Source organism: Hyphobacterium indicum, from assembly GCF_003129605.1.
Lineage (GTDB): Bacteria > Pseudomonadota > Alphaproteobacteria > Caulobacterales > Maricaulaceae > Hyphobacterium > Hyphobacterium indicum.
Window position 1 is genome coordinate 592,080 of the sequence record NZ_QBDX01000004.1, and the last position, 13,953, is coordinate 606,032.

A 13,953-nucleotide genomic window follows, 5' to 3' on the forward strand; every position below is an offset into this window, starting at 1 on the left:
GGTGCATCATTCCGTCAGCCATGCCGAGAGGCGGGTGAGAAAACCGATACACGCCTCCAGCTGGCTCAGCTCCACGAATTCGTCAGCTTTGTGCGCCTGCTCGATATAGCCAGGGCCGCACACCACAGTCGACAGGCCTGCTGTCTGGAATAATCCGGCTTCGGTTCCGAACGCCACAAAGCGCCGGGCATTATCACCTGTCAAACGGCGCGCCAGCTCTTCAGCCGCGCCGTTCTCTTCGGGCCGGAGCGGCGGCGCATCCGATCGCTGGATTACATCGACCCGGGCGCCGGGCGCATAACGCCGCATCCGGGCTTGCACCTCGGCCGCTTTCTCCCGCAAAGCCTCGCCGGCGGCGCGGGCATCATCCCACGGGGCAGGCCGCATAAGACTTTCAAACCAGGCCTTGCGGGCCAGGATGTTTGTTGCCGTCCCGCCTTCCATCTGACCAATCGTGATCGTGCCATAGGGCGGGTCAAACGGGCTCTCAGCCGGAGCCGCTTGCCGCCAGGCTTCGGCCTGATCGACCAGATATTGCATCAGCGGGACAGCATGTGTGACAGCGCAAGCCCCGTCCTCGACCTTGGAGGAATGTGCTTCCAGGCCCTCGATTTCCACGCGCACCGAATAAAGGCCCTTATGCCCGGTCACCACTTTCATTCCGGTCGGTTCGCCGATAATGGCAATCGCGGGCTGCGGGCCGTTCGCGGTCATTTCACGGATCATGTCCGGCGCGCCCAGGCACCCGACTTCTTCATCATAGGAAAACGCAAAATGGACCGGGCGCTTCAACGCCTGGCGCGCATAATCCCGCGCCAGAACCAGGCAGCAGGCGATAAAGCCCTTCATGTCGCACGTGCCGCGTCCATACAAACGCCCATCGGCTTCGGTCATCACAAAGGGGTCTGTGGACCAGTCCTGCCCATCGACAGGAACGACATCGGTATGACCGGACAGGACCACGCCGCCATCCACCTCTGGCCCGAGCACGGCGTGCAGATTGGCTTTCGTACCGGAGGCATCCACTGTCCGCTCACAAACGGCCCCGAGAGCTGAAAGGCGGGCTTCAATATAGTCGATGAGTTTCAGATTGCTGTCGCGGGAGACGGTCGCGATCCCGATCAGATCGGCAATGCAGGCCTTAACGGAGTCAAGAGTGTGAGCGGTCACGGAAGTCCATCCTTCAGGGTCCATCTCCCTAGCCCGCCCTTAAGGTTCGGGAAACCCTTTCTTTCCACGTGATTTTAAGACGTTTCAGGCATTTTCCGCTCAGGAATGGTGAATAAAGGCCTGCAACAATGCGCGGAATTATTTCAAAATTCGCACACTTCCTCCGGGCTTCCGGCGGTAATGTCGCAACGGTATTCGCAATCGCTCTGGTGCCGATTTCGGTCATGGGAGGCGGTGCGGTTGATTTTGCACAGGCCATGAATGCCCGCGGACGGCTCGCCGAAGCGCTGGATGCCGCTGCACTCGCAGTCGGCTCGCAACCCAACCTGTCCCGCGGACAGGCCGAACAGATGGCGCTCGATTATATCGAGGCCAATTATCCGGCGCGCGAAATCGGCAGTGTCCACTCGATCTCGGTGAGCGTTGATGACGTAAATGGCATCGTACAGATTTCCGGCCAGTCACGGGTCGAAACGACGCTGCTCGGCATCATGGGAATGGACTATATCAATGTGGACTGGATGAGCGAGGTCCGTCGGGCCCAGCAAAATCTCGAACTCGTCATGGTGCTCGACAATACCGGCTCCATGAGCGGATCGAAAATCCGGTCCCTGCGGGATGCCGCTGCCCTTCTCACCGATATCCTGTTTGACGGCGCACAGGAGCCCGACGATGTCAGGATTGGACTGGTGCCATTTGCCGCGACAGTGAATGTCGGAACACAATTCGAGCGCGCCTGGTGGCTGGATCCCGATGCCGAAAGCCCGCTGCATGCGCAATGGGCGGGGGGCGCACAGGAAATCGAAACCTGTACAGGACGTGGTCGCCGCAGGACCTGCACAACGGAAACCATTGTGCCCAATGCCTGGGAGTTTTTTGATCAGTTGCGCAATACCAGCTGGGCAGGGTGTGTCGAGGCGCGGGCTGTGCCGCTGGACATCGAGGACGTACCGCCCAGCCGGGCCAATCCGGAAACCCTGTTCCTGCCCTTTTTTGCGCCGGACGAGCCGGATATCTCGAACTTCTATAATGACTATCTCGACGACGACATCGGCGGCGGTATATTCGAACGCCTCAGGAATCTTGCGAAATACGAATCTGGTCGACCGAACCGTGGCGGGCCCAATGATGGCTGCACCACCACGCCGGTCACGCCGATGACACATGACCGTCGCACGGTCGAGAACGCCATTTCAGCGATGGGCGCGAGTGGAAACACCAATATTCCCAATGGTATTGGCTGGGGCATCCGCCTGATCTCGCCGCAGGAGCCGTTTACCGAGGGCACTGCCTATGGCGATCGCGAAACCATCAAGGCGATGGTGATCCTGACCGATGGTGACAATGTCCTCAGCGGGCACAATTCCGCACTGATGTCGCGATATAATGCCTATGGATACATTGCAGATGGCCGGTTGGGCATCCGGACCTCGTCGAGCAACCGTCTGTCGGATGCGCTGGATGAACGCACGCTGGCAGCCTGCCGCTATGCGCGCGATCAGGGTATCCGCATCTATACGATTACATTCCAGGTACGGAATTCTGCGACGCAGAACATGATGCGTGATTGTGCGTCTCATCCCAGCCTCTATTTCGACAGCCCGTCGAATGAAGCGCTTGAAGAGGCGTTCGAGGTGATCGCCGGTGACCTCGCCAATCTACGGATTTCGCGCTAAATCTGAGACGATATGGCGACCGATTTTTAACCCCGCGCACAGGAAGTCCGTGCGCGGGGTTTTCATTTGCGGATTCCTGTTTCCCGTTGGAACAGGGATGGCCTGCAATGAAGTTTTCAGGGCTCAGGACGTTTGGCCGCGATACACGCGGCAATGTCGCCATGCTGTTTTCGCTCATGCTCGTGCCGATCGTCGTCATGGGGGGCGGAGCGGTGGACTTCAATCAGGCGATGAATGCCCGGGCGCGCCTTGCAGAATCGCTGGACGCGGCCGCACTCGCTGTCGGGTCCTCACCCAGCCTTTTGCCACAGGACGCGGTGTCTCTGGCCCAGGCCATCGTAACGGCCAATTACCCTGCCTACGAGATCGGTGATCTTGGCCCCGTCAATGTCGAGATCGACGATACCAATAATATTGTCATCCTCTCCGGCACATCGCGGGTTCAGACGGCGTTTCTCGGGCTGATCGGCATTGATCATCTGACCGTCGACTGGGAGACTGAAGTCCGCCGCGCCCGCACGGCGCTCGAGCTCGTCATGGTGCTGGACAATACCGGTTCCATGTCGGGCTCGAAGATCAGCGCCCTGCGCGATGCCGCCCTGATGCTCACCGACATCCTGCACGACAATGCCGATGATCCGGACATGCTCGAGATCGGCCTCGTGCCTTTCTCATCGACTGTGAATGTCGGCCGCCAATTTGAGCGGGCCTGGTGGCTGGACCCGGACGGGATCGCGCCGAACCATTCCAACAATTTCTACCCGGACGCCAATCGCTGGGACGTGATTGATTCCATGCAGTATGAAAGCTGGGATGGATGTGTGGAGGCCCGCGATATTCCACTGGATATCGAGGATGTTCCGCCATCTCCCGGGGATCCGGATACACTTTTCCTGCCCTATTTTGCCCCGGACGAACCCAGCTATTATTCGGGTTACAGCAACAGTTACATGTCGGACGGGACGGGCAGTTCAAACCAGCTTTTCCGCCTGATGAACTCCTATAAATATGCAGGTGTTAATCCATCCGGGGCGGCATCCAACTGGGGCTGCACAGCCCGTCCGATCACACCGCTGACCCGGAGCCGGTCGGTGATTGATAACGCCATTGGCGACATGATCGCCAGTGGCACGACGAATATCCCGATCGGCATCAGCTGGGGCGTCCGCGTACTTTCTCCGCAAGAACCCTTTACCGAGGGAAATGCGTATGATGATGACGAGAATATCAAGGCCATGGTGATCCTCACCGACGGCGAGAATGTCATCAATGGGCGTGGCAATATCAATTACTCGGATTATTCCGGCTATGGCTATATCCGTGAGGGACGGCTGGGTCTCATCACGTCGAGCTCGTGGGCGCTCGGCAATGCCCTGGACGAGCGAACGGCCGCAGCCTGCGCCTATGCCCGCGAACAGGGCATCCGAGTTTATACTATCACCTTCCAGGTCAGCTCGACTTCGACGCGGGACATGATGCGCGATTGCGCCTCCCATCCCAGCCTCTATTTCGACAGCCCGTCAAACGAAGCCCTGCGCGATGCTTTCGAGCTGATCGCGGGCGATCTCGTCAATCTGCGTCTGTCGCGTTAATCTCCGCAGTTGCCATCTTCGCGGCCCGGCAAGCAGATCAGTTCCATCCGGAAATACAAAGTTTGTTCCGGACCGATCGGGCCGCCGGGTGTTCCGCGCGCGCCGTAACCGAGCTCGGCCGGTATGAAGAGTTCCCACTCCTCTCCTGTCCGCATAAGGCCCAGTGCCTCGACCCAGCCACGGATCAGGCGGTCCGAAGGAAACTCAGCAGGCGCACCCCGGGAATATGAGGAGTCAAACTCCTCCCCATCAATGCTCGTGCCTTGATAATGAACGCGGACGATTTCACCGCCTTCCGGGGTCAGCCCCTCCTCCCCGGCAGCCCGCAGGATACGGAACTGCAGGCCTGATGGCAGCGCATAGACGCAAGGCTGAAAATTCATCCGCTCGAGATAGAGCGAGCCCTCAACCTGATTGCGCTCCGCAGTGCTGGGATTTCCCTCGAATCTGGGCTCGCCAATATCAGGCACATCCATGCCGTCAAAATCAGCCGGATCACATTGACGTGCCGCCGCCACAATTGACGCGGGGTCAGAGGGGTCCGCGGGTACAGGAGGTTCGGATGGCGCGCTTGTGCAAGCGGTCAGGAGGGCAAGCGGGACAAGGGCAGTAAAACGCATGGCGGACTCCGGAAGCGGTCTTGATTTCTCTTTGGACGAGCCCATCGCAGCCTATTCGGCAGCATCGGTCAATGCCTCTGACATCGCCGTCAGGACCAGTGGCCAGTTCTGCTGGAAATAGGCATAGGCCTCGTCCCATTCGCCGCCCTCGCCCCAGCCGGTATGCGTCAGGGTCACGGACGTCAGGGTGTCAGACACCGGCATGATTTCGATGGTCAGTGGCGTCAGATGCGGCCGCACCTCCGGCATGTAAGGTGGCATGGCCCAGGTCACTGTCAGCATCCGGTTTTCCTGAAAGCCGAGCACAGTCGTGCCTTCTGACCCGCGCTGGCCTTCCGGCGCGTCAGGAAGGAAATAGACCTCATAATCACCCCCCGGACGCAGATCGATACGGGATGCCGGGGCAAAGAAGGCCAGGCCCTCCTCTGTCGTCCACATCTCCCAGATTTCTCCCGGCGTCGCCTCCACCTCGACAGACGCCACAATAATCCGGTTGGTGGCGAGCGCCGGCGCAGAGAACAGCGCTCCCGACAGGATAATGAAAACCAGAACCCGAAACATCCAGATCTCCCGCGAAATAGCGATACGCGCGATACTACGACATCCTCGTGGTAACCGCGATGCATATCTCTGTGACAGTCCTACACAGCAAGCTATTCAGCCGAAGCCGGAAGGATGGTCACGCGGTAAGCCGTCTCATCAACCAGATAGGTGCGCGCAGCGGTCACAATCTCTTCCAAAGTGATATCCGAATAGTCGTCTGTAATCGTCCGGATGCGGTCGAGCCGTTCGGGATATTCAAATGATTGGGACAACCAGCCCAGCCATGCCGGATTGCTCTCGAACGCGTTCTGGATCTGCTCCAGAAGCGGCCGTCTCGCGCGCAAGAGCTCATCATCCGTAATTTCGCCATTGGCCATATCAGCTGCGATCTGCCCGATCGCCTCATAAACCGGATCGATATTCTCGACTCGGATGTCGGCGCCGACATAGAGATAGCCATAACCGGGATGGTAGAAACTTTCGACATTCGAGGACGACGCCGAATAGGTGAAGGCTGCCCCTTCGCGTAGCTGTTCCGTCAGCTTGAGCGCCATGACGGCACGCATCAGGCGGATGACCCGTGACCTGCGGATGTCGCTGTCGTCCGTGGTCGGCCAATAGACATTCACCAGCGCCTGGTCATCCCCGCCATTATGGGTAAGGCGGATCGGTTCATCTGTGGCTTCCGGGAATTCCAGAATGCGGTTTTCAGCATAGTCCGGCCAATCATCGGCCCGCGGCGGCAAGGCACCGATCGTACCCGCAATTGCATCAATGACAGCCTGCTCTTCAAAATCGCCAACGACAGTGATCTCGATCGGCGCATTTTGCAGTGCCGGCGTCAGGAAGGCGCGCACATCGCCCAGATCGACGGCATCGGTTTCGGACTCCGTCGGGAAACCATAGCGCGTATCGCCGGAACGCAGCATACGGGCAACATCCCGGGAGCGTATCCCCGCCGGGGTAGAGCCCAGATTGCGGCGCAGCTCCGGCAGTGATGCCCGGAATTGCGCAAGGCTTTCCGGCCGGTAGCCCGGCGCTGTCATATAGGCCGCCAACAGCTGGAATTGCAGGCCGAGATCGGCCGGTGTCGTGGTCGCCGACATCGTGAAAGACCCTGCCCCCACACTGAAACCACCGCCGACATTGCGTCCGGCCAGAATGCGGGACAGATCGTCGAAGGAATGCGCTTCCAGGCCACCGGATGTGAACACGCTGCTGGCAACCGTATCGACCACTGCCTCCTGCCGGGGTTCGATATCGCCCCGGCCAAACGTCATGTTGATCCGGATGACATCATCTTCGAAATCCGTCGCCTTGAGTGAGGCCCGCACGCCGTTTTCGAAGACCAGACGTGTAACGCCCAGATCCGCGATTTCGGTCCGCTCGACAATTGCACCCGGAGCGCCGAAATCCTCGTACGCCCAGGCTGCCAGTTCGGCCTCTTCCATCGCTTCAACGTCTGTCTGCGCACTCTCATTCCAGACTTCGGCAATACGCGCTTCGGCCTCATCAATCTCGAGCGAGGTCGCGAGGAAGACCAGCGGCCCGTTTCCGGCCCATTGCGCGCGGAAGGCCGCATTGACGGCCTCAAGCGTAATGTTGTCTTCCAAGCCATTATACCGCGCCAGCGTGTCGGCAGGGTGATTGAAAACCTGATTGTATCTCCAGGAACTCCAAAGAGCATTCGAAAGCGAGGATGAGGCACGCGTATCAGCCTGCTCTACAGCGGTTTCGAGAGCCGTCCGCAGATTGGTGAGTTGTTCGTCCAGCTCCGCCTGGGTGAAGCCGTGTTCCAGCGCCCGGCGCAATTCCTGCTCGACGAGGGCGAGGCCGTCTTCCCAGCGATCCGGCTGGGCAACGGCCAGAATATTGGCACGCGCCGCGAAACCGTATTCGTCTGTTGAATAGCCGGCACCGCCCTGAAGCAGCGGCGACGTCCCGGTATTGATAATCGTCGAAAAGCGGCGCGACACGATCGACGTCGCCAGTGAATCCAGGAGCCCGTCAAAGCGGCTCGCGATCGTATCGGCTTCAATTGTGTCGGGCTGTACGGATTCCACCGTCAATACGGTGAAAAATTCAGGATCGTGGAAATATCCGGTTTCGAAACCGCGTTCTATATCAACAGCGCCGGCTACAGGAGGTTCGGGCTCCGATTCCGATTGTGACCAGTCAGAAAAGATTTCCGCGATCTCGGCTTCAACCCGGTCGGGATTGATGTCACCGACAATGACCAGCATCGCACGGTCAGGCGTGTAATAGGCATCATAATAGCGCGTGAAGGCTTCGCGCGGAGCGGTCCGGATCACTTCCGGGATACCGATGGCATCCCGCCGGGCCACCAGGGAGTCCGGATAGCGAAACTCCATAAGCGCATTGCTCCAGCGCCGGACAGGCGTATTTCGGACCCGCTCTTCTGACAGGATGATATCGCGCTCCCGGTCAATCGCTTCGATATCCAGCGACATGTTCGACGCCGTCTCGCGCATGATGAACAGACCGGTATCAACCGTCTCGTCATCGACTTCCGGCATGTCGAGCTGATAGACGACATATTCGCGATTTGTACCCGCATTTGTGTCAGGGCCGAATTGCAGGCCATAGCGCTCCAGCAAGGCGACCATTTCGCCTTCAGGCACGTTCAGAGTGCCATTGAAGGCCATGTGTTCGATGAAGTGGGCAAGGCCGCGCTGATCATCTTCCTCGACCATGGAGCCGACATTGAACGCCATACGGATTGATGCGGTATCCGGAGGCGTATCATTCACCATGATCGCGTAACGCAAACCGTTCTCCAGCTGGCCATACCGGACCCCCGGGTCCGCCGGAATATCGCTTCTGTCCTGGGCAAAACCATCGCCCTGCAATGCGGAAGCCGCCACCGCAGGCAACATGACCATCGCCAGCCCGGCGATAATGGCCATAGCCGGACGGCGTAGCACGCGAATATCTGGGAACATGTTATATCCTTCCGGAAAATTGCCTTTGGGCCGGACCCTACAGGTCCCGCCGCATTTCACTTAATAAAATAAAAGTCAGAATACCGCTCAGCCTAGTCGGTCGCGAGAACCGTTTCGATCGGATCATGTTCGGCGACAAAATGCCCCGGCGATACTTCCTGAAGCTGTGGCCGGTATTGCTCGGCTTCCGGGTCGTCAATGAGCCGCGATTTGAGGAAACGCAATTGCGCCCGCGGGTCCATCGGTGAGGGCAGATCCCCTTCCAGCTTCAACCGCTTCCGGGATTTTTCAACATCGGGATCAGGAATGGGTACAGCCGAAATCAGGGCCTGTGTATAGGGGTGGCGGGCATCATCATAGATCGCCTTGCGGTCGGCCAGCTCCACCACGCGCCCCAGATAGAGCACCATGACCCGGTGAGAGACTTCGCGCACAACCGACAGGTCGTGGGAGATGAAAATCATCGACAGATCCATCTCCTTCTGGAGGTCAATCAGCAATTTGATGATCTGCGCCTGAATGGAGACGTCCAGAGCAGAAACGGCCTCGTCACAGATCACCAGTTTCGGACTCAGGATCATGGCACGGGCAATACCGACGCGCTGATTCTGGCCACCAGACAATTCGTGCGGGTAGCGGTTGATCATGTCTGGATCGAGACCGACTTTTTCCATCATATTCCGGACCCGGTCCTGCCGTTGTGACCGGTTTAGTTGACGCTCATAGGTGAGCAACGGCTCCGCAATCGACGATCCAACCGTCATGCGAGGGTCGAGCGATGCAAGAGGATCCTGGAATACAATCTGCAGGTCGCGGCGGGTTTTGCGCAGTGTGTTCTTGCGGATCGACGTCAGGTCCTTGCCAAGCCAGGCAACCGTGCCAGCGGTCGTTGGCACCAGTTGAAGGACAGCGCGGGCCAAAGTCGATTTACCGCAACCGGATTCACCGACAACCCCCAGCGTCTCCCCCTTGCGCAAATCAAAACTGACGCCATCAACCGCTTTCAAAGGCTTGCGTTTCGGAATCAGACCGCCGCCGACATTGATCGGGAAGTGAACCTTTACATCGTCCACTTCCAACATGGGCTCCGAGCCCGAGACTTCCTCATAGGTCGGCAAGGCGACATGGCCGAGCTTGTCGGGCTGGTCGATTCGCGGCATCGCATCCAGCAGCATCCGCGTGTAGTCATTCTCCGGATTGTGGAAAATCTGCTCTACCGGACCGCTTTCCACATATACACCATGGCGCATCACCTCGACACGGTCCGCCATGCGCGCCACCACGCCCATATCATGCGTGATGAGCGCGATGGCAGCACCGGTCTCGCGCTTCAGATCATCCATGATGTCCAGCACCTGGGCCTGGACGGTCACATCCAGCGCCGTTGTCGGCTCGTCAGCAATCAACAGGTCCGGCTCGCACAGCATCGACATGGCGATCATTACACGCTGCCGCATTCCGCCGGACAACTCGTGCGGATACTGATTCAAACGGCTTTTCGCTTCCGGAATCCGGACGCGTTCCAGCCAGTCGAGTGCGCGCTTGTCTGCCGCATCACCCTTCAAATTCATGTGTTTTTTCAAGACTTCGCGCATCTGGTCACCGACGCGCATATGCGGGGTCAGTGAGGTCAGAGGATCCTGAAAGATCATCGTCATTGACTTCCCGCGAATGCGATTGAGCTTGCCCGGGCGCAGATTCAGGATTTCGGTACCGCGATACCTGATTGATCCGGTCGCGCGCCCATTGGAGGCCAACAGGCCCATGGCTGACAGAAAGGTCTGGCTCTTGCCGGATCCTGACTCTCCCACAACCGCCAGACACTCGCCGGGATTGATGTGGAGATTGATACCCTTGACGGCTTCGACCGCGCCATCCGGCGTCGAAAACGTCACCGCCAGATCCTCTACCGAGAGAATGGGGGCGGAACCGGTGCTGGGCTGCTGCGTCACGAGGGAACATCCTTGGTTATGCCAACATCGCGAGGATAAAGCCCGCGACCATTTTGGCCAGCATTCACATCAGGCCGGTAACAGCAATGCGAAGAAGGTTACGAATTGGTGGGGATTTCGTATCCTGCGCTGCGATTCGCCAGGGAAATGACAGATGAGCATTCGTCCAATCACGGCCGCACTGGAATCTTTGTTCGAGACCTCTCCCGATGCGGTGATCGTGACTGGCGCAAATCGTGAAGTCCAGGACATCAATCCGGCTTTTGTGAAGCTGATGGGTTATTCCCGCGAGGAGCTCATCGGACGGTCTGTAGAAACCTTCTATCCTGACAAGGCCGCATTCGAACAAGTCTGGAAAGTCCGGGACGAGGCTTCCAGCCGCTTTATTTCAAAGCCGTATATCCAGTCCTACGCCCGAAAGGACGGTCGCGAAATCATATGCGAGACCGTCGGAATTCCTTTACGGGATGAAAATGGCCGCATCACCGGTTTTATGGCCATCGTGCGGGACGTCACGTGCGAGCAGATTCATCAGAGAGTGACATCGGAAGCCGATCGGATCTATCTGGATGCTCTGGAATCCAGCCGTGAGACTGCGTGGCGGCTGAATATTGCCGCCAGTGAAATCGAAGTCGCGGGGCCTGTGGCGCGCACGGTTTTCGGCGCGGCAGACGGAAAACTGACCATGAGCCTCGAGAAATGGAAAAGCCGCCTGATCGGCGATAGCCGGCAATTTTGCGATGCCCTGATCGCTGACATACTCGCTAGTGGAGAAGGCCGGGCGGACCTCGTCTTTCAATCGCTAGATGGATCAGAGGTGTTCGTAATCGACACAGGCCGCCTCATCCGGCGGGATGCCAGCGGAAACCCGTTGATCGCAGCCGGCCTTTTGACGGATGTGTCCCAGCACAAGGCGCTTGAACTCCGGCATGCAGAAACGGGGACTTATTTGTCAGCAGCACTGGAAGCAGCGGATCTCGGTGCCTGGCGTTTTGACCTTGTCAACAATGTTTGCCGGCTCAGCGGTCCGCTGGCACGTCATGTGAAGCTCCGGACGCCCAACGAGGAGTTTACCGGCGCCTATTGGTGTTCGTTATTGCATCGTGAAGACGTCGGGAATGTTATCCGCAAGACAGCCAACATGGCCGAAGGCCGGACAAATGAGGTCAATGTCGCCTATCGGCTGAAGGACAAGAATGGCGATTGGCGTTGGATTCGCTCAATTGGCGGGGTCACACGTCATTCGGAGGATGGCCGGGGACTGGTTGCCAACGGCATCATCAAGGACGAAACCGAGACGATAAGACTGCATGAGCGGCTGGAAGCAGAGCGTTATCGGTTCGAGACCATTTTCAGAAACACGCCGGCCATGCTGCACCAGATTGATTCCAACGGGATCGTGACAGATGTCAGCGCCTATTGGCTCAGCCATATGGGCTATACTCGCGACGAAGTGATCGGCCGCCCGTCTGTGGAATTCCTGACGGAAGAATCACGCATATATGCCACAAATCATGCTCTTTCGGATTTTATGGTCAACGGTAGGGCCAGAGACGTCGCGCTGCAATTCCGCAAAAAGAATGGTGAGGTGATCGACGGGCTGATGAATGCCTATCTCGAAACCCACCCTGAAACTGGCGAACGCGTCGGCTATGGTGTCATCACGGATGTCACACAACTTCGCAAAGCCTATCGCGATCTGGAACGCTCCAACCGGGAACTGGACCGCTTTGCGACGATCGCCTCTCATGATCTGCAAGAACCGCTGAGGAAAATTACCGCTTTTGCCGCCATGCTCCGGAACCGCTATGCCGGACAGATGGACACTGACGGGATCAGGTGTCTGGAATTTCTTGCTGATGCCGCATCACGGATGCAAAAGCTGATAGACGACCTTCTCGAATATTCCCAGCTTGAAATTCGTCCGGTCAAGCCGGAGCAACTGTCGCTGAGGGCTTTGACGGCGGAAATTGAAGCTCAGCTATCAACACGGATTACACAGACGGAAACCAAGGTTACCGTAACCGGTGAAGACGAGATATTCGCCGACCGGTTCCTGCTGACACAGATCCTGCAAAACCTTCTCTCCAACGCCATCAAATACCGGTCGCTGAAGGCACCTGAAATCAGCATCAAAATGGAAAGGGCGCCCGAAGGCTGGTCAATCTCGGTCACGGATAACGGGATTGGCTTCGATCCCAAATTCGCCGCCCAGATATTCGAACCATTCCGCCGATTGCACCCCCGCGGTGAATATGAAGGTGCCGGTATCGGTCTGGCTGTTGTCCGCCAGGCTGTCGATCGGCAAAACGGCCGGATATCTGTTGATACCCGGCCGCAGTCCGGTTCGACCTTTACTGTATTCCTGCCGCACAATGCGGCACAGCAACGAGTTGCCTAACGACTCACCGGCACAGGCGCTGGCAGGAATTGCGGTGCAATCTTGAGGTCTCTGGCCAGCTTCAGCTTGTTCATGATCAGCAGGGCCGTGCCGTTATAATCGACAATGCGGTTCCAGAATCCCCGCTTGGGCAAGTGCAGAGCACTACGCGGAAACTCGTGATGGTGCCCGTGGAGCGCTTCGCCACCTGTCAGGAAGGCCAGGAAATAATCAAACCATTTAGGCGTATTCAGATGGCCGAACACATTGACGCCAAGGGTGGTCGCATGAAACTGGATAGCGCGGCCAATCACCAGAGACGCGTGAAGAATTGCGATGAGAACAATCGGCCCGCCAAGCATATAGGTGATGGCATATGCAGCCAGTGGCACCAGAAGGTGGGCGATCAGATAAAGCCAGAGGAAGTGCTTGTCGTGGAAGCGAACCACAGAATACCGGTCCAGCCATCGCGCCGTCGGGCGCTCGAGATCGGCTGCGTCACGCCACATTAACCAGCCAACCCAGGCCCATAGCTTGCTTTCATGCGGATTATGCGGGTCGCCGGCACGGTCGGCCCAATGATGGTGCTGGGTATGATAATTTACCCAGTCCTTCATTCGGCCTTGCATCGCAATGATGCAATTGACCATCACCATGATCTGCGCCGGCACGGCCAGCTGGCCTGCGCGGTGTTGCAGCACTCTGTGAAGGGGCCCAATGCCCATATTGCAGATAAAGATGGCCATGCCTGTCGCGGCTATGGCCAGAGGAGCATACCACCAGTGCAGCGTCACACCTTCAAAAATGAGTCCGGTAATGATGGCCGCCAGCAGCGCCAGAACACCAAGGGCCGGGTAGACAATCGCCGAGAAAACGCTGGCCCAGTCCAGCGTGCGCCAATTTTTCAGTATCGCTTCAGAGCGGGCAATGATGGAGTCATCAGGAGTCATTCATTCAACCTTCTGGACACTTCAGACACGGGAGCTGGTCTGGCTTTCAACATGATGCACGATGTGCGCTTTTTAGGAAGATTGGCAAGGGCAAATGAAACGTCCGT

Annotated in this window: 9 protein-coding genes; 3 read left to right on the forward strand and 6 right to left on the reverse strand. The window is 58.0% G+C overall.

What is annotated here, in order from left to right:
* Nucleotides 1-6: 6 nt before the first annotated feature.
* A complete protein-coding gene (gene argE / locus DBR16_RS10885; protein ID WP_233347761.1) occupies nucleotides 7-1,170 on the reverse strand; it encodes an acetylornithine deacetylase in 1,164 nt (387 codons plus the stop codon).
* Nucleotides 1,171-1,298: 128 nt separating this feature from the next.
* Here argE and DBR16_RS10890 point away from each other — a divergent pair, with 128 nt between their 5' ends.
* Nucleotides 1,299-2,846, forward strand: coding sequence for a pilus assembly protein TadG-related protein (locus DBR16_RS10890; protein ID WP_109261276.1), 1,548 nt, complete (start codon nucleotides 1,299-1,301; stop codon nucleotides 2,844-2,846).
* Between the two features lie 107 nt (nucleotides 2,847-2,953).
* Nucleotides 2,954-4,438, forward strand: coding sequence for a pilus assembly protein (locus tag DBR16_RS10895; RefSeq protein WP_109261277.1), 1,485 nt, complete (start codon nucleotides 2,954-2,956; stop codon nucleotides 4,436-4,438).
* Here DBR16_RS10895 and DBR16_RS10900 read toward each other — a convergent pair.
* The 4 genes from DBR16_RS10900 to DBR16_RS10915 all read right to left on the reverse strand — a co-directional run bounded on the left by DBR16_RS10900 (nucleotide 4,435) and on the right by DBR16_RS10915 (nucleotide 10,516).
* Complete coding sequence (locus tag DBR16_RS10900; protein WP_161539484.1) at nucleotides 4,435-5,058, reverse strand: FKBP-type peptidyl-prolyl cis-trans isomerase; 624 nt, start codon at nucleotides 5,056-5,058, stop codon at nucleotides 4,435-4,437. The two genes, DBR16_RS10895 and DBR16_RS10900, sit on opposite strands and share 4 nt — an antisense overlap.
* A gap of 51 nt (nucleotides 5,059-5,109) precedes the next feature.
* Entirely contained in the window at nucleotides 5,110-5,619 is a 510-nt protein-coding gene (locus tag DBR16_RS10905) for an SRPBCC family protein (RefSeq protein WP_109261279.1), read from the reverse strand.
* A 92-nt stretch (nucleotides 5,620-5,711) separates the two neighbouring features.
* Complete coding sequence (locus tag DBR16_RS10910) at nucleotides 5,712-8,564, reverse strand: M16 family metallopeptidase (protein WP_109261280.1); 2,853 nt, start codon at nucleotides 8,562-8,564, stop codon at nucleotides 5,712-5,714.
* 92 nt (nucleotides 8,565-8,656) lie between these two features.
* Nucleotides 8,657-10,516, reverse strand: coding sequence for an ABC transporter ATP-binding protein (locus DBR16_RS10915; protein WP_109261281.1), 1,860 nt, complete (start codon nucleotides 10,514-10,516; stop codon nucleotides 8,657-8,659).
* Between the two features lie 154 nt (nucleotides 10,517-10,670).
* Here DBR16_RS10915 and DBR16_RS10920 point away from each other — a divergent pair, with 154 nt between their 5' ends.
* The gene (locus tag DBR16_RS10920; protein ID WP_109261282.1) at nucleotides 10,671-12,917 is read left to right on the forward strand and encodes a PAS domain-containing sensor histidine kinase; all 2,247 of its coding nucleotides are present in this window, start codon (nucleotides 10,671-10,673) and stop codon (nucleotides 12,915-12,917) included.
* Here the strand turns inward: DBR16_RS10920 and DBR16_RS10925 are convergent.
* Complete coding sequence (locus DBR16_RS10925) at nucleotides 12,914-13,846, reverse strand: acyl-CoA desaturase (RefSeq protein WP_109261283.1); 933 nt, start codon at nucleotides 13,844-13,846, stop codon at nucleotides 12,914-12,916. The genes DBR16_RS10920 and DBR16_RS10925 overlap by 4 nt on opposite strands.
* Between the last annotated feature and the right edge of the window lie 107 nt (nucleotides 13,847-13,953).